General features: G+C 40.6%; 17 protein-coding genes and 1 tRNA gene. 8 read left to right on the top strand and 10 right to left on the bottom strand.

Features of this window, described 5'->3' with window-relative positions; translation table 11 throughout:
• The first annotated feature begins 81 nt into the window (after positions 1-81).
• Positions 82-1737 carry a DNA repair protein RecN gene (recN, locus tag WG989_RS10845; RefSeq protein ID WP_340429369.1) on the top strand — a complete coding sequence of 552 codons (1656 nt, stop codon included), beginning with the start codon at positions 82-84 and terminating at the stop codon, positions 1735-1737.
• Between the two features lie 21 nt (positions 1738-1758).
• Here the strand turns inward: recN and WG989_RS10840 are convergent, their stop codons facing one another.
• From WG989_RS10840 to WG989_RS10815, 6 genes are all read right to left on the bottom strand, one after another.
• Positions 1759-2187, bottom strand: a complete 429-nt coding sequence (locus tag WG989_RS10840) for a DM13 domain-containing protein (RefSeq protein WP_340429367.1) — start codon at positions 2185-2187, stop codon at positions 1759-1761.
• Positions 2188-2199: 12 nt separating this feature from the next.
• Entirely contained in the window at positions 2200-2931 is a 732-nt protein-coding gene (locus tag WG989_RS10835) for a hypothetical protein (RefSeq protein ID WP_340429365.1), read from the bottom strand.
• A gap of 264 nt (positions 2932-3195) precedes the next feature.
• A tRNA-Pro gene (locus WG989_RS10830) sits at positions 3196-3269 on the bottom strand.
• 130 nt (positions 3270-3399) lie between these two features.
• The gene (dnaA, locus tag WG989_RS10825; RefSeq protein ID WP_182804895.1) at positions 3400-4833 is read right to left on the bottom strand and encodes a chromosomal replication initiator protein DnaA; all 1434 of its coding nucleotides are present in this window, start codon (positions 4831-4833) and stop codon (positions 3400-3402) included.
• 138 nt (positions 4834-4971) lie between these two features.
• Positions 4972-5904, bottom strand: coding sequence for a bifunctional metallophosphatase/5'-nucleotidase (locus tag WG989_RS10820; protein ID WP_340429363.1), 933 nt, complete (start codon positions 5902-5904; stop codon positions 4972-4974).
• Positions 5894-6640 carry a 5'-nucleotidase C-terminal domain-containing protein gene (locus WG989_RS10815; protein ID WP_340429362.1) on the bottom strand — a complete coding sequence of 249 codons (747 nt, stop codon included), beginning with the start codon at positions 6638-6640 and terminating at the stop codon, positions 5894-5896. The genes WG989_RS10820 and WG989_RS10815 overlap by 11 nt, the downstream gene beginning before the upstream one ends.
• Positions 6641-6786: 146 nt before the next feature.
• Between WG989_RS10815 and WG989_RS10810 the strand changes: the two genes are divergently transcribed.
• From WG989_RS10810 to WG989_RS10800, 3 genes are all read left to right on the top strand, one after another.
• The gene (locus tag WG989_RS10810) at positions 6787-8391 is read left to right on the top strand and encodes an NAD(P)/FAD-dependent oxidoreductase (RefSeq protein WP_340429361.1); all 1605 of its coding nucleotides are present in this window, start codon (positions 6787-6789) and stop codon (positions 8389-8391) included.
• A 68-nt stretch (positions 8392-8459) separates the two neighbouring features.
• Positions 8460-9395, top strand: a complete 936-nt coding sequence (locus WG989_RS10805; protein ID WP_340429359.1) for an ABC transporter ATP-binding protein — start codon at positions 8460-8462, stop codon at positions 9393-9395.
• Positions 9396-9406: 11 nt separating this feature from the next.
• Positions 9407-10723: an ABC transporter permease gene (locus WG989_RS10800; RefSeq protein ID WP_340429358.1), complete on the top strand. Its 1317-nt coding sequence runs from the start codon at positions 9407-9409 to the stop codon at positions 10721-10723.
• 66 nt (positions 10724-10789) lie between these two features.
• Here WG989_RS10800 and WG989_RS10795 read toward each other — a convergent pair whose 3' ends face one another.
• The 3 genes from WG989_RS10795 to WG989_RS10785 form a co-directional block, all read right to left on the bottom strand.
• Entirely contained in the window at positions 10790-11185 is a 396-nt protein-coding gene (locus WG989_RS10795; RefSeq protein ID WP_340429356.1) for a carboxypeptidase-like regulatory domain-containing protein, read from the bottom strand.
• Positions 11186-11335: 150 nt separating this feature from the next.
• Positions 11336-12292 carry an NAD(P)H-dependent flavin oxidoreductase gene (locus tag WG989_RS10790; protein WP_340429355.1) on the bottom strand — a complete coding sequence of 319 codons (957 nt, stop codon included), beginning with the start codon at positions 12290-12292 and terminating at the stop codon, positions 11336-11338.
• A 40-nt stretch (positions 12293-12332) separates the two neighbouring features.
• Positions 12333-13325 (bottom strand): sugar phosphate nucleotidyltransferase, encoded by a 993-nt coding sequence (locus tag WG989_RS10785; protein ID WP_340429354.1) that lies wholly within the window; start codon positions 13323-13325, stop codon positions 12333-12335.
• Positions 13326-13586: 261 nt separating this feature from the next.
• Between WG989_RS10785 and glyA the strand changes: the two genes are divergently transcribed.
• The 3 genes from glyA (at position 13587) to WG989_RS10770 (ending at position 16500) form a co-directional block, all read left to right on the top strand.
• Positions 13587-14867, top strand: coding sequence for a serine hydroxymethyltransferase (glyA, locus tag WG989_RS10780; RefSeq protein WP_340429353.1), 1281 nt, complete (start codon positions 13587-13589; stop codon positions 14865-14867).
• A 25-nt stretch (positions 14868-14892) separates the two neighbouring features.
• Complete coding sequence (locus WG989_RS10775; protein ID WP_340429352.1) at positions 14893-15300, top strand: DUF4293 family protein; 408 nt, start codon at positions 14893-14895, stop codon at positions 15298-15300.
• A 201-nt stretch (positions 15301-15501) separates the two neighbouring features.
• The gene (locus WG989_RS10770; protein WP_340429351.1) at positions 15502-16500 is read left to right on the top strand and encodes a T9SS type A sorting domain-containing protein; all 999 of its coding nucleotides are present in this window, start codon (positions 15502-15504) and stop codon (positions 16498-16500) included.
• Here WG989_RS10770 and uvrA read toward each other — a convergent pair.
• Positions 16497-19346, bottom strand: coding sequence for an excinuclease ABC subunit UvrA (gene uvrA, locus WG989_RS10765; RefSeq protein ID WP_340429350.1), 2850 nt, complete (start codon positions 19344-19346; stop codon positions 16497-16499). The two genes, WG989_RS10770 and uvrA, sit on opposite strands and share 4 nt — an antisense overlap.
• Positions 19347-19679: 333 nt before the next feature.
• Between uvrA and WG989_RS10760 the strand changes: the two genes are divergently transcribed.
• Positions 19680-20261: an RNA polymerase sigma factor gene (locus WG989_RS10760; protein ID WP_340429349.1), complete on the top strand. Its 582-nt coding sequence runs from the start codon at positions 19680-19682 to the stop codon at positions 20259-20261.
• Positions 20262-20288: the final 27 nt, after the last annotated feature.

Here is a 20288-nt window from a genome sequence, read left to right as displayed (position 1 = left end):
TTCAGCGCCCTTTTTTTATTGCTGATTTTTTTCAACGGCTTCTTTCTTTATCCTTCATTTGATTTAGTTTTGAAATTCTGAATGCTGCAACAATTATCCATACAAAACTTTGCCATTATTGATGAGCTGAAAGTTGATTTTCAACCTCAGCTCAATACCATTACCGGCGAGACCGGTGCAGGAAAGTCAATTTTATTAGGTGCGTTGGGATTGGTATTGGGCAACCGTGCCGATAGCAGCAGTTTACAAAACAGTGAAAAAAAATGCATCGTTGAAGCAGTGTTTTCAACAGCAACGCATAAAAAAGTAAATGCGTGGTTGAAAGAGAATGAAATTGATGAAGAACCGGAACTCATTTTGCGAAGAGAGATCACTGCGAATGGAAAATCAAGAGCTTTTATTAATGATACGCCTGTCAATTTAACGCAACTGAAAGTATTGACGTCGATGCTCGTTGACTTGCATCAACAATTCGATACACTTGAATTGGGTGATGAAGATTTTCAACGTGAAGTGCTGGATGCATTGGCCGGTTGTGATAAAGAGGTAGAACAATACCGCCAGCGTTACATCCAATTTGCCAGGCTGCAAAAAGAACTGCAACAGTTAAAAGATAAACAACAGCAACTGCAGCGTGAACAGGATTACAAATTGTTTTTGCTGGATGAACTCGATCAGGCTTCGTTCAAAGAAAATGAACTGGAAGAGCTGGACCAGGAATTACAACTTCTGAGTAATGCCGGTTCTATTGCAACCGTTCTTACCGATGCTGTTCAGTTGTTGAAAGATGGCGAAACGCCGCTTGTACAACAATTAAAATCATTGTTGCAACGGTTGCAACAATTCAAAAATGTTCATGCGGATCTTACAAGTATAACCGAACGCTTGCAATCGACACAAATAGAGTTAACAGATATTGCCGCCGACCTTGATCACTTACAAAGCAGTATCAATATTGATGAAGCAAGGATGCAACTCATCAATGACCGGTTAGAGATCGGCTATAAATTACAGAAGAAACACAATGTACAATCAACCAATGAACTGCTGACTATACAGCAACAACTGGAAGAGCAAGTACAAGTGGTGTTGAATATGGAACAATCCATTACAACAAAAGAAAAAGAAAAAACACAATTACAACAACAGATGGAAGTAGAAGCTGAACTGATCCATACAAAGCGTATGAAACAATCGGGCAGTTTTACCAAACAGGTAAATGCATTGCTGCAACAGATCGGTATGCCCAATGCACGTTTACAAGTTGAACTGACTACAACATCGCTCAATCAATTCGGGAAAGATGAGATCAGCTTTTTGTTTGATGCCAATAAGAGTAATCGATTTGAACCTATCAGCAAAGTGGCCAGTGGTGGTGAACTTAGTCGATTGATGTTGTGCATTAAATCGTTGGTTGCAAAAAGTATTGCATTGCCAACGATGTTGTTTGATGAGATCGATACGGGCATCAGTGGTGAAGCAGCGAAACAGGTTGGTATCCTGCTCAAGGAACTTTCAGCCAAGCATCAAGTAATCACCATTACGCATCTGCCGCAAATTGCTGCCAAAGCAACGGCGCATTATTTTGTTTACAAACAGGAAGACAAATCAGGAATTAAAACACGTATTCGCTTGTTGAGTAAAGAAGAACAGGTGGAAACCATTGCACGCATGCTGAGTGGCGAAAAACCTTCCGACTCTTCTTTGGTTACTGCAAGAGAGATGATTGCAGGATAAATTTCTTTTCCAACTTATTATTTACGGTTGCAACAACGCACTGCCAAACAAATGATCAAATTTCTGGCAATGGATGAGTGCATATTTGTACTGCGAAAAATCAGCAGCACCCGAAATACTATAAAGCTGATTACCGCTTGTTGATTTAAGTAAACCCAAATCAATAAAGTTGATCGGCTGCACTTCTTTTGATAAATATACGTGCAGATCAGGGCCACTGGAAATATTCACGTTTTGTAACGCTAACGTAAGCGCTCCAGTTGCAGTGCGAAGAATTCTGACTTGTCCGCTTACTGTACCCCATGGTCCGTTGTTGAATGTACCCGTCAATAAAATCGTTTGTCCAACTGAATCAATTGAATCCATTCCGGGAACGGCAGATGTTTCATTGTTCTTTTTACAGGAAATCAATAATAAAATTGTGATAACAAGAATTGTAAGTGATTTCATTTTTTTCTGCTTTTAAAAATGATAGGCTACACCAATACCAGCATTGTTTGCTTTGTTGCGGAAACGATCAACGATTGTTCCATCAGGTGCTGTTTGCTTTACATTGGTTGTTTTATACTCCACAAACATGAATTGATACACCGCTTTTACACTCCATTTATCATTCAGATTGTAGTAAACAAAAAACTCTGAGTTAAGCGAACCGAGATCGAGATCACCTGTAAGTAATAAATTAAATGGAGCCGGTTTAGCAGCCGGTTCGGTGGTGGTGGTTCCATTGCTTGTAAAAACAGCACTGCCGGTGCGTCCAACAGTAAAACCGATGAGATCAATATTAAAACCGGCATACCAACGATTACTGAGATGATAACCGAAGTTGGCTGATAGATTGAGTGAATTGGTGAACGGTCGCTGAACAGTAAGTGTATCCCAGTTTTCTGTTCGCTGTCCAGAAACAACTACAAGAAATGGAACACTGGAAGAACGGGCCACGTTTGCAGGTGCTGTCCAGAAATCTTTTTTAATGCCGAAGTAAGCTGTATTTCGCAGTCCAAGCCCTAATTCAAATTTTCGCTTCTTCCCTACCCGCCAATTATACACATACGAAGCAGCCAATGTTTGCTGTGAGGCACCAATGGTGGCAGAAAAATCAGCAAACCGATGTACACGTGGTACTTCTTTTTTCTCTTGTGCCTGTACAACAGTAACACACAGAACTATAACAATTACCGTTATCCATCTCATACCTGATCTGTTTAGCATACAACAAAACTATTTGGAGCCATGTAAGTGTTTTGTCTCTGATACGACATTGATCAAGAAATTGTGTTAAAAATCTTCTAACACATTTACTTAAATACAGCAGTTGGAAAAATGCAACTGTTTACACCGCTCCACTATATGTACGTGATTTTGCAGATTTGAGATGGCATATAAAAAGACTGAAGTAAGATCAATGAAATATCTGCATAAAAAAAGAGCGAAGTTTTCACTTCACTCTTTTATCTGTCGGGAAGACAGGATTCGAACCTGCGACCCCCTGGTCCCAAACCAGGTGCGCTACCGGCCTGCGCTACTTCCCGATCCTGATTGCCTTTCGGCAATTTCCCTATTGGGGTTGCAAAAATAGTTGTCTGTAGCTAAAGTGCCAAAAAAACAAATCCCGGATTTCAAGATTGAATCCGGGATCAAGTATTTTTTTGAATTTCTTTATTACATGGCGGCTAATTGCACTTTTTGCTGCAGCTCCAACACACTTTCTTTGAACATACTGTCAGTATCCATCAGATCCTTTACCGTTTGGCAGGAATGGATAACAGTTGTATGATCACGACCGCCAAAATGTTCACCAATGGTTTTGAGTGAATTTTTGGTAAAGGTCTTTGCTAAATACATGGTGATCTGGCGGGCCTGTACAATTTCACGCTTGCGTGTTTTTTGTAAAAGCTTCTCGTATGGCACGTCGAAATAATCGCACACCATTTTCTGAATGGCATCGATGGTAATTTCTTTAGATGATGTTTTGACGAAATTCTTCAACACTTTTTTAGCAAGATCCAGATCGATCTCCTTTTTATTAAGCGAGGATTGTGCCAATAATGAAATAAGGGCACCTTCCAGCTCACGAATATTCGTATTGATGTTGTAAGCAATGTATTTCACCACATCTTTGTGCATTTCCAGACCATCATTCTTCATTTTCTTTTCCAGGATCTCAATACGGGTTTCGTAATCCGGCATTTGAAGATCTGCACTTAAACCCCAACGGAAACGACTGAGCAAACGCTCCTGTACTCCTTCAAGATCTTTTGGTGGCTTATCAGATGAAAGGATCAACTGTTTTCCGCTTTGGTGCAGGTGATTGAAAATGGCAAAGAAAGCATCCTGTGATTTTTCTGCACGATTGAAGAACTGAACGTCATCAATGATCAACACATCTACCAACTGGTAAAAATGAATAAAATCGTTGATAGCATTGTTCCGGCTATGATCAACAAACTGGTTGATGAATTTTTCGGAGCTCACATACAACACCACTTTATTTGGATGCTGACGCTTTACCTCGTTCCCTACTGCTTGTGCAAGATGTGTTTTACCCAATCCAACTCCACCATAAATAACTAAAGGATTAAAAGAGGTAGCACCGGGTTTATCAGCAACTGTTTTACCGGCTCTGCGTGCAACACGGTTACAATCGCCTTCAATAAAAGAATCAAACGTATAATTTGGATTCAGCTGCGGATCGATCTGCACCTTCTTCAAGCCCGGTATTACAAACGGGTTCTTGACGGGGTTACTTATTACCAGCGGAAAATCCATTTCGTTATTTGTATAAGTTTTATAACCATGACCAGGAACATCCATGGTAATGGGTTGATTATTGTTATTACCGCTATCCATCATAATGCGGTATTCCAGGTTTGCATCTTTACCTAATTCACGTTTCAATGTTTTCGCAAGCAGCGTTACGTAATGTTCTTCCAGGTATTCAAAAAAGAATTGACTGGGCACCTGGATGGTAAGGATCTTATTCTTTAACTCAACAGGTTTGATTGGCTCAAACCATGTTTTAAAATGTTGCCATTCTACTATATCCTTAATGATGGTTAAACAACTTTTCCATACTTGATCAGCCGTTTTCGTCATTGTTCCAAAAGCAGTTTATATAATGAGTTAATAATGTTCCTGTTTTATCTCTCTGGTAATTTTCTAGAATGAGATTCATAATAGAAAATCTTAGTGGGGAGAGCGAATATCAACACTTTTTGTGGAAAAAAAAATTTTTTATTCACCTGTTTTTTTACCTATTAAAAGCGATTTCGCACCCGACAGATTATTCTGCTTATATCGCAGAAATTCATAATCCAACCGGCCCAGCTGAATACCACCCCAACCCACCTGATTGATCAATATATCGCCGCCATTTTTATTTTTCACTAACACTGGTTCATTTAAGAACGTATGTGTATGACCACCAATGATGAGATCAACATGTTCTGTTTCCTTTGCAAGGATCATATCACAAATACGATTTGCATTTTCACGGTATTGATATCCTAAATGCGACAAACAAATGACCATATCACAACCCTTTTCACGTTTCAACATTGCAGCTGTTTGATTCAGTTGCTGTATAGGGTCAAGATATTTTGTGCTGCCAAATAAATTATCCGGCACTAATCCCTTCATTTCAATACCTACACCAGTAACGCCAATCTTCAATTTTCCTTTCTTAAATATTTTATAAGGAAGCGATTTATTTTCCATGGCTGTTCCGGTAAAGTCGTAATTACATAATAAAACCGGAAACGAAGTTTTTGCCAACTGCGTAGCAAAATTTTCAAGCCCTGCATCAAAGTCATGATTTCCCATGGTACAGGCATCGTAACCCATTTGTTGCATCGCTTTCATTTCCGGCTCACCTTTGTATAAATTGAAGTAAGGTGTACCCTGAAAAATATCGCCCGCATCTAGCAAAAGCACATGCTGTTCTTTTGCCCTGATATCATTGATCATTTTTGCTCTCGCTGCCACACCACCTAACCCTTGGTTGCGGCTGCCATCCATTGGAAACGGATCAAGACGGCTGTGTACATCATTTGTATGCAGGATCACCAACCGCTGAACAGCAACATCTTCTGCTTCAACATATCTACCTGCTATCAATGCAGCCGTTGTAAATACCGATTGCTGTATAAATCTTCTTCTATTGAGCATTCGTTACTCTGTTTTGAATCGTCATTGTAATGGGTTTACCCTCTTTTCCAAACGATGTGAAATATTCAATTAAGGCATCCCTGAACAGGAATCCGTTATTCAACTGTGGGATAGTTCGCAGCATTGCACAATCATCTCCTCCATTTGCAACATAATCAGAGTTGGCGATGGTGTAAACAGCATTCAAATCCAATACCTTTCCGCCGATCATTATATTTTCAGCCTTTTTATTTTTGATCTGCATTGTAATCCCCGATACCGGCCATCCGCCTCTTCCGGCTACATGATCAAGAAATTCTTTCAAAACAGTGCCTTTCAATTTTTGCAATACAATAATATTATCAAAGGGCATCATCTCAAATACCTTGCCCCGGGTAATTGTTCCTGCTTTAACAGATGGAATACGAATACCTCCATAATTCACAAATGACGCATCAATGGTAGTTTTGTAATACTTCTCGCCAATCACTTTCATAGCATCAGCCATCAGGTTACCCAATGTACTTTCGGGCTGACGCTTGTCAACATCAACTGCTAATTGAGCAATCACCGCATTCATGCTGCTGTTCACACTGTCCGCATACGGCTGCAACATTACTTGTAAAAAAGAATCCTTCTGGAGATTGAGTACCTGGTAATCTTTATACTGCACCGATGAAGCACGGTACACTGGATTACAGGCGAAAAGAAATGCAACATTTATTGCAAGAATATAATGGGTAATTCTATTATTCATTTAAAGGGAGTAACTGATGAAAGGTAACTGTTTTTGTATGCACAAAAAAAATGTTTTTTAGTGATGAAATACATAATTTATTACTCCCTGTTTTGAGGTTATCTTTGCAAATAATCAACTGTTTTTAGGTTAACTGCCTGACACACATGCAACAACAAATCGCACTCCGTCTTCTGCCCTCCGAGGCAACAGATTCCATTCTTATTGCTGAGAAAATTGCAGCATCTGCCACAGTTCATGTTAACACTGTAAACGGATTTCATATTCTCAAACAGTCCATTGATGCACGAAGCAGGCAGCCGTGGGTAAATCTTACAGTAAAAGCTTTTATAAACGAACCGGTTCAAGAAAGAGAAACCACCTCTTTTACATTTCAGGATGTACATGCAGCTCCTGAGCAAGTAATTGTGGTTGGCGCAGGTCCGGCAGGTTTATTCGCTGCACTTCGTTTAATTGAATCGGGTATTAAACCAATTGTGATTGAACGGGGAAAAGATGTAAGGGCACGGCGTAGAGACCTTGCTGTCTTAAATAAAGAAGGCGAAGTAAATCCTGAAAGTAATTATTGTTTTGGCGAAGGTGGTGCCGGAACTTACAGCGACGGAAAGCTATATACACGCAGCAGTAAACGTGGAAGCATCGATCGTATTCTTCAATTATTTGTACGTTTTGGAGCAGAGGAAAAAATTCTGTACCAAAGTCATCCACATATCGGCACCAATAAACTTCCACATATCATTACCGCTATGCGGGAATTTATTTTGAGTTGTGGAGGCGAAATTCATTTCGAAACAAAGCTGACCAATTTTATTGTTGAGAAGAATGAATTGAAAGGAATTCAAGTGAATTCAAACTCGGTACTGCATGCAGATGCAGTGATCCTCGCAACCGGGCATAGTGCAAGAGATATTTTTGAATTGCTGCATCAAAATAACATACTGATCGAAGCCAAACCATTTGCGTTGGGCGTACGGATCGAACATCCGCAAGCGTTGATCGATTCCATTCAATACCGCTGCCCGTTACGTGATGAATTTCTTCCGCCCGCTTCTTATAGTTTAGTTGAACAGGTACAAGGAAAAGGTGTGTTTAGTTTTTGCATGTGCCCCGGTGGTATTATTGCGCCGGCTGCTACTTCGCCCGGCGAATTAGTGGTGAATGGATGGAGCCCTTCTAAACGAAACAATGCATTTGCCAACAGTGGAATGGTGGTAACTGTGGATGTAAAAGATGCAGTTGCGTACTTTAAAAAACAAAACACAAACCCCAGCGTACAAATAGATGACAACGATCCGTTGCTGCTGATGAAATTTCAGCAAGCAATTGAACAAAAAGCATTTACTGCAGGTGGTGGTAAATTTGTTGCGCCGGCACAACGCATGGTTGATCTGTTTGAAAAGAAAACATCTTCATCGCTTCCTGATTGTTCTTACCTGCCAGGTATTACAAGCACATCATTAGCTGCTGTGTTGCCTGATTTTATTTTTGAAGATCTCCGGTTAGCCTTTCAGGCTTTTGGAAAAAAAAAACGTGGCTATTTTACCAATGAAGCAATTGCTGTTGCCACTGAATCACGAACATCCTCCCCTGTTCGTATTCCACGTGATGCTGACAGTTTACAACATCCGCAGATCAAAGGTCTTTACCCATGTGGCGAAGGTGCGGGTTATGCAGGCGGTATTGTAAGCGCAGCAATGGACGGAGAACGGGTGGCCAATTTGATTGCTGTGCAGCTCGCCGTTCAGCCCTAATTCATGCATGATAAATTTTCAATGACTATCTTGTAACAAATCAACATTTCAGCACTCTAATACTGCGTATGAGTAAAATTTTGGAAGTTCAGAACCTGAAGAAATACTTCTCTTCACAAAAAGCTGTTGACGATATCAGCTTCAGCATTCAGCAAGGATCCATCTTTGGTTTGTTAGGGCCAAACGGTGCCGGTAAAACCACATTGATCCGTATGATCACCGGTATTTTTTATCCGGATGCCGGATCCATTCAACTGAATGGCAGAAAATTCAACCCGGTAGATGATGTGATCAACATCGGTTATATGCCGGAAGAACGTGGGCTCTATAAAAAAATGAAAGTGGGTGAACAGGCCATGTACCTGGCACAATTAAAAGGCATGAGCAAACAGGATGCTTTTGTAAAAGTGAAGGAGTGGTTCGAAAAATTTGAGATGGGAAGTTGGTGGAACAAAAAAGTAGAAGACCTGTCGAAAGGTATGGGACAAAAACTTCAGTTTGTTACCACTGTTTTGCACGAACCCAAGCTGGTGATCCTTGATGAACCGTTCAGTGGATTGGATCCGGTGAACAGTAATCTAATTAAAGATGAAATTTTCAACCTTGCACAAAAAGGAACCACCATCATTTTCAGTACGCACCGTATGGAACAGGTGGAGGAGATCTGCGACCATATTGTGCTGGTAAATAAAGGTGAGAAGATCCTCGACGGTAGTGTAAAAGAAATCAAACAACAATTCAAACAACACATTTTTAAAGCAGAAGTAGAACAACTGCCTGCTAATCTGCAACACCCATCGTTCTCTATTGCAGAACAAAAAGGAAATAACCTTACACTAAAGATCAACCAAGGTTATCAGTCAAACGATATTTTGTTGCATTTCATTAATCAGCAAAGTGTGATCGTTGCTTACCATGAAATTCTTCCTTCGTTGAATGAAATATTTATTCGTTTGGTGGAAGGAACACCAACCGCACGCCAATTTCAAACTGTTACTGCTTAATACCATATTATATGAACAAGATCTGGATCATCATTAAACGGGAATACATTACCAGAGTGCGCAACAAAACATTTTTGCTGTCTACTTTTCTGTTTCCCCTGCTCATTTTTGCACTCATCTTTGGTGGTGCATTTATTGGTGCAAACGGAACCGAACAACGCAAAATTGCAGTGAACGATGAAAGTGGCCTGTATAAAAATAATTTCAAAGAAGGCTCTGCTGTTACATTCGGTTATGCCGATGATGTGACAAGAATGAATTATAAAGACAAAGGATTTGAAGGAATTCTTGTTGTTTATTCTGCTGATAAGAAAGCACCTGATTCCGTTCGTCTTTATACCGAAAAACAACTTGGGTTAGCAACGGATGAAGCAATCAAAAATCAAATACAAAAGATCAATGAAGACCGTTTGCTGATGGAAAAAGGTGTTACAAGAAACACGCTGGACTCCATTAAAGAACAAAGTAAAAATTCTTCCTCACTTAACTACCGGTCGTATCAGGTAAAAGGCGAAGAGATAAAAGAAGACAATAAAATGCTTGCTCTGGCAATAGGTTATGCAAGTGGTTTCATCATCTATATTGTTCTGTTCATTTACGGTGCAGCCGTAATGCGTGGTGTAATGGAAGAAAAAACAAACCGTATTGCCGAAGTAATGGTGAGCAGTGTAAAACCATTCCAGTTGATGCTAGGCAAGATCATTGGTATTGCAGCGGTTGGTTTAACGCAACTTTTTTTATGGATCATACTCATCATCATTCTCTCTTCACTGAGCAGTCTTCTCATTGGGCCGGAAGCATTGGAACAGGCGCAGAAGATGAATGAATCAATGCCTGGCATGGCACAGAATAATACGATGGCGCTAAAAATATTGCAGGCAAAAACAACGGTGTTTAGTGCAAACTGGGCACTCATTATTCCTTGCTTTATTTTCTACTTCCTGTTTGGATATTTGTTTTATGCATCCTTATTTGCTGCAGTTGGTAGCGTGGTAAATGAAGATCCGCAGGAAGCACAGTCGTTGATGTTACCAATTACGATGCCGATCATTCTTGGAATTTTTATTATGATGAATGCGGTACAGAATCCAGCTGGCTCGTTGGCAGTTTGGGGAAGTATTATACCATTTACCTCTCCCATTGTAATGATGGCTCGTATTCCTTTTGGAGTACCCTGGTGGCAGTTGGGATTATCCATGATCTCACTCATTATTGGATTTTTATTTACAACCTGGATGAGTGCAAAAATTTACCGCACAGGTATTTTACTCTATGGTAAGAAAGTTACATTAAAGGAAATGGCGAAATGGGCCTTCCGGAAATCATAAGCTTGAAATGTAAAGGCAAAAAAAATCCCCTGATCAAAATCAGGGGATTTTTTTATAAATAAAACTTTAGAAAGAATGAATCGTAATTGGCGACATAAACGGCTGATGAATTTCATCTTCTGCAGGAATTACTTCAAACTCGATCTTTAATATAATTCCTTCTTTTACAAGTATCGCTTCCTTTTTTGTAGCACGATATCCAACTTTATCAATCACAATCGTATGTTCACCGATCGGAACATTATTCAATTTAAATCCGCCATTGGCATCGGTCACAATATCTTTTGAGAAGGATGCTTTTTTTATTGACGCACTAAATGTAGCATTGGCTACCGGTTTTTTTGTTTCTGCATCAAGAATAACGCCTTGTACAGAGCCTGTTTCGGTTCCTTTATCCGCATTTGCATAAGCACCAACTGAAACACCTGTCATGAACAGCGAAGCGAGAATTAGTTTCTTCATAACAATTGTTTTACGATGATAAGAGATTAAAGTTACAGAACTATAACAGTTTATTTAGATGTTTTATGACAACCTAACCTGTTAAATTGTTCTGAAAAAAGTTTTCATTTCAAATCTACGAACAAAATCGTAAACGAAACAAAAATTCTTCTACTCTAAAGTATTATTTCCAAGTGGATTGTTGCACGCTTCCAGAAATTCTTTCCAAAGATTTTCAGTAATGGTGGCCGCCGGTAAAATTTCGTCAAGCAAAGCACTCACCTGTCCGATCTCCAGCTCACCCTCCTGCATGTTTCCTTCAAACATGCCCCGTTTGGCCCGGGCTCTTCCTAACAACTGCTGCATTTCCTCTTTGGTAGCACCACGTTGTTCCGCTTCCTGTATTTGCTGATAGAACTCGTTTTTGATTAACCGAACCGGAGCAAGTTGTTTCAGCGTAAGCACCGTATCCCCTTCGTTGGTATTGATCACCGCCTGTTTAAAATTGAGATGACTGCTGGCTTCGTTACTTGCAACATATCTGCTGCCCACCTGCACCGCTTCCGCACCCAATACCATTGCGGCCAACATTTGTCGACCGGTTGCAATACCACCAGCTGCAATTAATGGAATATGAATTGCTTTTTTCACCGCCGGTATCAACACCATGCTTGTAGTTTCTTCCCGCCCATTATGTCCACCTGCTTCAAATCCTTCTGCCACTACTGCATCACAACCTGCATCTTGCGCTTTTAGTGCAAACTTGCTGCTGCTTACTACATGCACAACGGTTATTCCGTGTTCTTTCAACTTCGAAGTCCATGTTTTAGGATTTCCGGCGCTGGTGAAAACGATCTTCACGCCTTCTTCTATAATAATGCTGATGAGTTGATCAATATCAGGATATAGCAATGGCACATTTACTGCAAATGGTTTGGCAGTTGCTGCTTTGCATTTTTGAATATGTTCACGCAATACATCGGGGTACATACTTCCACTACCAATTATTCCCAAACCACCTGCATTGCTTACGGCACTGGCTAAACGCCATCCGCTTGCCCAGATCATTCCTGCCTGAATGATCGGTTTTTCGATGTTGAAGAGTTGTGTGATGCGGTTGGAAAACATAATCAGCAAATTTGCAAATTAGCCAATCAGCTAATTGCGATTATCCCAAATCAATTTCTGTATTATCACCAATATTGAGGCTTCTTGTTTCTCCTTTCACTTCGGTGTCGCTGCCAATGAGCGATTCTTCCAATACAATATCATACAGATCGGCGTACGAACCAATAATAGAGCCTTTAATAATTGAATAGTTGATCGTAGTATTATCACCAACAGAAACGTTGGGACCAATGATCGAATTTCTGATCTCACAATTTTTGCCAATGCTCACCGGCTCCACCACAATTACATTTTCAAACCGATGATCGGGTGAAATAGAAGTGCCGAATTTCTTAAGCAATGTTGCATTCGATTCAAGTAACGAGTCTTTATTTCCGCAATCGAACCAATTCAATACTTTAAACGATTGAAAAGGTGCTCCTTTCTCGATCATGCATTGCAGCGCATCTGTTAAACTATATTCATCCCTGTTCTTTACGCCTTCCCGAAAATTAACTTCGAGGCAATCGAACATCATATTTGAATTACTGATCTTGTAGATACCCACGAGCGCCATATTGCTTTTTGGTATTTGCGGCTTTTCAACCACTTTCAGCACTTTACCTTCTTCATCAATTTCGGCTACTCCAAAGTTGCGGGGATCATCTACTTTTTTTACCGCCAGCATCGAATCTTTATTGTCAAGTACCTCTTTGATATTGTATTCGCAAATGGTATCGCCCAATACAATGATCACATCATCACCATTCACCTGGTCTCTTGAAAGTAAGATGGCATGTCCCAAACCCTGTCGCTCACTTTGGTTTACAAATGTGCTTGTGATTGTTGGGAAAGACTCCTTGATGTAATCCTGTATTTTTTCGCCGAGGTAGCCGGTAATAAAAATAAACTCTTGCACACCTGCATCCTGTAGCTGTTCAATAATAATACTTAACACGGTTTTACCGGCTATGGGAATGAGTGCTTTGGGCTGTGTATATGTATGTGGCCGCAGTTTGGTACCTGCACCTGCCACTGGAATAATTGCTTTCATATTCAGAACGTGGTCTAAAATCGAAGCGGCTAAAGTAGGACTTTTTCAATTAACCCCCGTTGCAACATCTTTAAACTCTGTTCATAAAAATACGAACCGAAGTTCCCTTCACAACTCTTGTCGGCTTATTTTTGCACCTCATTTGAGAATTGAATAAGATAAGATGGCCGGCAGCCGTTCTTTTATCAGCTTCTGTTGTGTCACTCCCTTGTACGTTCAGTTCTTTATGCAACATTTACACATTAAACTTAGCAACCACTCATGCAACGGGACACGACCATTTTCAACCTCATCAACCAGGAATTAGAACGTCAGCGCCACGGTATTGAACTCATCGCTTCAGAAAACTTTACTTCATTACAGGTAATGCAGGCCATGGGCAGCGTATTAACCAATAAATATGCAGAAGGTTATCCCGGTCGCCGTTATTATGGTGGTTGCGAAATTGTAGATCAAACTGAACAGTTAGCCATCGATCGTTTGAAAGAAATCTTTGGTTGCGAATATGCTAACGTACAGCCGCATAGCGGTGCACAGGCAAATGCTTCTGTTACACAAGCCATCTTAAAGCCGGGCGATATTACATTGGGTCTTGATTTGAGCATGGGCGGACATCTTACGCATGGATCACCAGTAAACTACAGCGGTAAATTATACGAAGCACATTTTTACGGTGTGGTAAAAGAAACCGGTTTGGTTGATTACGAAACACTGGAAGAAAAAACAAGAACGCTGAAACCGAAATTAATTTATTGCGGTGCCAGTGCGTACAGTCGTGAGTGGGATTATGCACGCATTCGTAAAGTTGCGGATGAAGTAGGTGCATTTGTATTATGCGATATGGCACACCCGGCCGGCTTAATTGCAAAAGGCTTGTTGAGCTCACCATTTGAACATTGTCATTTCGTTACTTCAACCACACATAAAACCTTACGTGGACCAAGAGGTGGCATCATCCTTATGCATAAAGATTTTGAAAACCCATTTGGTTTGAAAGATGTGAAAGGCAATACACGTATGATGAGTAACCTCATCGATATGGGTGTGTTCCCCGGTCAACAAGGCGGGCCATTGGAACACGTGATCGCAGCAAAAGCAGTGGCGTTTGGTGAAATTCTTACAGATGAGTTTACAACGTATGCAAAACAAGTACAATTGAATGCGCAGGCTATGGCTTCTGCGTTTGTTAGCAGAGATTATAAATTGATCTCCGATGGAACTGACAATCATTTGATGTTGATTGATCTGCGCAATAAAAATATTAGTGGTAAAAAAGCGGAGCAGGTATTGGGTAAAGCAGAGATCACCACTAATAAAAACATGGTTCCGTTTGATGACAAGAGTGCGTTTGTAACAAGCGGTATCCGCACAGGTGTGGCAGCCATTACAACACGTGGCATGAAAGAGGAGCACATGGAATTTGTAGTGGATGTGATCGATCGCAGTTTGATGAATGCGGATGACGAAGCTATTCTTGCGGCTATCCGTAAGGAAGTAAATGCATTTATGGGTCAGTTTCCGTTGTACCCCGAGTTAGGTTAACTATTAAACTATTGAAACATATTATATGATTCAGCGTATACAAACTATTTGGCTTTTACTTGCTGTTGCGGCAGCACTTGTATCAATTGAGCTTTCGTTTTACAGCGGTAACAAAGACAATAATCTGTTTGAAAATTTAAATGGCAGCAGTACTTTTTTATTACTCATTCTTACGGTCGCTGTAGCCTTAACAGGATTGGTTACAATATTCCTGTTCAAGAACCGCAAACTGCAGATGCGGTTAACCTGGCTCGGCTTGTTATTACAATTAGGTGTGCTGGCGCTGTACTTTCAGCAAACAAAACAATTTGTACAGGGAAACTTCACCTTGACCTCAGCCATCAGCTTTATAATTCCTGTATTTTTCATCCTTGCCTGGCTGGGCATACGTAAAGATGAAAAGCTGATCAAGAGCATGGACCGGTTACGATAAATAGAAAATTTAAACCCCTTGTTAAAAAAGACCAACTGTTAAATCAGTTGGTCTTTTTTTGTTCCATACCCTATACAAAAGCCAGAAACCACGTAGTTCTACTAGTATGAAAGTGATATTACCTCCTACAACAAACTAGGGTTTATGCTCTTTTTAAACTAAGTGCATACTCTTAGTTTTGTTATTCCAAAATCCCGATCCATGAAAACGATTTTTACCGTTTCATTCTTTTTTATCGCCTGCTGCAGTTCCATTGCAGCCATACGTACAGCTGTTGGTAATGCAGGACAAGGTTGGAATAATGCAAGCAACTGGTCTCCTGCTGTTGTGCCGCAAAATGGCGACACCGTTGATATACCGGTTGGCCTCACTCTCAGCGTAAAAACAAATATTTATAATAACACTCCCAATCTTATCATTCGTGTACATGGTACACTCAACTTCTCTTCTGGTGGTAAACTTGACTTGGGCAACAATTCCAAGATCATTATATACACAACCGGGAGCATCACTACCGCCGGCACACCATCAGAAACAATTAAGATCGGCAATGTAACAAAGTACAAAGGCAATAGTGACGGCACAATCGTTGGACCTGCCTATACAGACTCTTTTTCAGGCGCATCGCCAAGCGGATTTTCATTAAGCATTTTACCGGTAAAGTTTCAATCGTTCATGGTAAAGCTGAACGGATTACGTCAAGTACAACTAAACTGGACCATTAGTGACGAGAGCCAACTAGCAGGATATACAGTTGAAAAAAGCACTGATGCAAGGTTATGGAAACAAGTGAACAAACAAGCTGTAAGCAATAGCAATCAAAACGTGAAAACCTATTCTGAAACCGACAGTTTCATAGCTGCTGGCACCACGTACTATCGTGTAAAAGCAGAAGGAAACAATGGTGAAACTTTTTATTCAAAAACCGAACTGGTGGAACAACGAAGCGTAAAAGGATTTACCATTTATCCAAACCCGGTTTCATCAAAACTTCGTATTAGTCTTGATCCATCAACGATACACGGTGCAGTTACCATAACGCTGTATTCATCTAACTCAATTAAAATAGAACAACTTCATTACGATCGTTTGCCTGCAAACGTAGAAATGAATGTGAGTCATTTGCCAAAAGGTATGTACCGTGTTGTATTAACTGATGCGGCAGGTACAAAGCAGGATCAATCGGTGATCATTTATTAATCAATGTACTTCGCTGTTTGACTTGCTTTTGATTTGCTCATGCCGGATGGCAAACCAGTGTAAACAACCTCACCACCTCCATCACCAGCCTCAGGACCGAGATCGATCACCCAATCTGCACGTTTGATCACGTCGGTGTTGTGTTCGATCACCAATACTGAATGTCCTTTTTCGATCAGTGCATGAAAACTTTTCAGCAGTTTATTGATGTCGTGAAAATGCAAGCCGGTTGTTGGTTCATCAAAGATGAATAAGATATTACCTTGCCCGTTTCCTCTTCCAAGAAACGATGCAAGTTTTACACGTTGTGCTTCTCCGCCGCTCAACGTATCGCTGCTTTGACCAAGTTTAATATAACCCAAGCCCACATCACTGAGCGGAGATAATTTCTTTACCAGATCCTTTTCAAAGCGGAAAAAATCCAACGCTTCATCTACGCTCATTTCCAAAACATCATAAATGCTTTTATCGTTGTACTTCACTTCCAGCACTTCTTCTTTAAAACGTTTGCCGCCGCATACTTCGCATATAAGATGCACATCAGCCAGGAACTGCATTTCAACCACCTGTTCGCCTTCACCTTTACAAGCATCGCACCGTCCGCCGTCAACGTTAAACGAAAAATGTTTCGGCATAAATCCTCTGATCTTACTTAACGGTTGCTGCGAATACACATCTCTTATTTCATCGTATGCTTTAATATATGTTACAGGATTACTACGGCTGCTTTTTCCAATTGGGTTTTGATCGATCATTTCAATCTGTGCAATGGAATCAACATCACCGGTCAATTGTTTGTGCATTCCTGCTTTGTCACCAAACTCTCCTTTCAATTTACTCATTGCAGGATACAAAATATTTTTAACCAGTGTTGTTTTACCACTACCGCTTACACCACTCACCACACACAACACATTCAATGGAAATTCAACCGTAATATTTTTTAAGTTGTGCTGTCTTGCACCTTCTACTTTAATACTGCGGTTCCACTTGCGTGGCTTTCCAAAATCATCAATGGTTAAAGCGCCACTTAAATATTTGCCCGTTAAACTTTTTTTGTTGCTGATGATGGCATCGTAATTTCCTTCGGCAATTACTTCCCCACCCAGATGACTTGCAAGCGGGCCCATATCGATAATATAATCTGCTTCACGCATCATCATTTCATCGTGCTCTACCACTACAACTGTGTTGCCTAAATCACGTAATTCTTTTAAAACAGAAATAAGATTGGCTGTATCTCTCGGATGTAAGCCGATGGATGGTTCGTCTAGAATATAAAGTGAGTCGGTTAAGTTGCTTCCTAACGAACGGGTGAGTTGTATACGCTGACTTTCGCCACCACTTAAACTATTGGCCAAACGATTTAATGTAAGATAACCAAGCCCGACATGTAGCAATGTTTGTACACGATTGTTGATCTCTAATAAAATGCGTTTGGCTACTTCAAGATCATACTTGCTCAACTTCAATTCATCAAACCAAACTTTCAGATCTCTAACCGGCATTTCGCAAAGTTCACCAATATGCTTTCCGGCTACTTTTACGTACAACGCCTCTTTACGCAACCGGTAACCTTCACACTCGGTACAAAGCGTACGTCCACGATAGCGACTCAACAACACACGGTATTGTACTTTGTATAAATTCTGTTCTACTTCTTTAAAGAAATCATCAATACCCAATGCAGTTCCAACACCTTTCCACAATTGCTGGTATTGCTCTTTTGTAAGATCCATAATAGCTTTGTGCACCGGGAATCCTGTTTTTGCTGTTGCTTTAATGAATTGCTCTCTCCACCAACCAAGCTTCTCTCCTTTCCATGGAGCCACGGCACCTTCGTACACACTTAAGCTTTTATCAGGTATCACCAGGTCTTCATCAATACCTAACACCTGACTAAACCCTTCACAAACCGGACATGCACCATACGGGTTATTAAATGAAAATAAATTCGGCACCGGCTCTTCGAATTTGATTCCATCCAGTTCAAACCGATTTGAAAAATGCACCAGCTCTTTCCCATCAATCTCCAAATACACTTCACCTTCACCTTCATAAAAACCTGTGCCGGCACTATCACCTATACGGTGCAAATCATCTTCATCAAATTCTTTTGCAATAAGTCGATCTATCAACACATATACTATAAAATCTGCACCAAACTCTTTTTTTAATGCTGCATCTGTTTGTTCCAGCAAATCTTCAATATGCAGCAGCTCTCCTTCGGCCAGCTTTTTTCCTTTCGGCTGCGGGCGTTTATAAATACGAGTTAAACCCTTCTGCAATAAAATGTTCAGCTCTTCCCGAATGCTGCGCCTTGCATGCATCGGAAATTTTACCAGCAATAATAATTTCGTTCCCTCTTTTTGTTGCTGAATGGCTTTGATCACATCAGCCACGTCATCTTTCTTCACTTCTCTTCCGCTAACCGGTGAAATTGTTTTACCCGCTCTTGCAAACAACAGACGCATATAATCGTAGATCTCCGTCATACTACCCACTGTACTGCGGGGTGTGCGGGTGATCACTTTTTGTTCGATTGCAATAGCCGGGCACAACCCTTTGATGAAATCGACATCCGGTTTATTCATGCGGTTGAGGAACTGGCGGGCATATGCACTTAAACTTTCTGCATAACGCCTTTGCCCTTCGGCATACAATGTATCGATAGTAAGTGAGGACTTGCCGCTGCCGGACACACCGGTTACAACGATTAATTTGTTACGAGGAATGTGTACTGATACATCTTTGAGATTGTGTACCCGTGCACCTTTTATAAAAATATCGTCCTTTTTGATTGTTGCAGAGAGATCAAGCTGCTTCTTTTTTACCGCTGTACCCATAGAAAAACAAATTTAACTGATAATCAAATCAGTTAAGAATCCATGTGGCATAGAAACTTCTTGAAGAGTTGTTTTTCCTAAACACGGGTTACGGACGACATCGTTGCCGTACTACAATCAGCGGAAAATACTATTAGCAAACTAGGGGGTAATACGTTAAATAATCCTGAATGTTGGAAAGTTGAGATATTTCGTTTATTTTTATTCCGAAATTCAATATCAAATCAGAAACCCAAATTTCTTCTGCCTATAGCATCAAACTTCTACACATTTATTTTTAGTATCGCTTATTAGCTGAATCCCTTTTTTGAAAACCATCAACCGTAGAAGTGTATGCATCTGTATCAACAATTTACCGATCAACAACTCGTCCACCTGTTTAAGGATGGAAACGCTGAAGCCATGGAAACATTAGTGCTGCGTCATAAAGACAAGCTCTATACCTCCATCTTCCTGCTGGTGAAAGACAAATATCTTGCCGAAGATCTCTTTCAGGATATGTTCATTAAAGTGATCGACACCGTTCGTGGCAACCGCTATACCGAAGAAGGCAAGTTCCTTCCATGGGCGATGCGTATTGCACACAACTTATGTGTGGATCATTTCCGCAGGGTAAAGCGTACCCCCACTATTAAAACAAGTGACAACCACGATATTTTCGAAGTACTGAATTTCAGCACGGAGAATGCTGAGGAAAAGATGATGAAAAACCAGAGTTACGACCGCATCCGCCGGATGCTTGATCTGTTACCTGAAGAACAACGTGAGGTGATCATTCTGCGCCACTACGCTGATATGAGTTTTAAAGAAATTGCTTCGCTTACCAACTGCAGCATTAATACTGCACTGGGCCGCATGCGCTACGGACTCATCAACATGCGTAAAATGATGACAGAAAAACAAATCGCTCTGTAAAAATCATTCCTACACGAGAACCTGACG

It is taken from the genome of Lacibacter sp. H407, assembly GCF_037892605.1.
Taxonomy (GTDB): Bacteria; Bacteroidota; Bacteroidia; order Chitinophagales; family Chitinophagaceae; genus Lacibacter.
The sequence above is the reverse complement of the archived record's forward strand: the minus strand, read 5'-3'. Positions and strand labels throughout refer to the sequence as shown.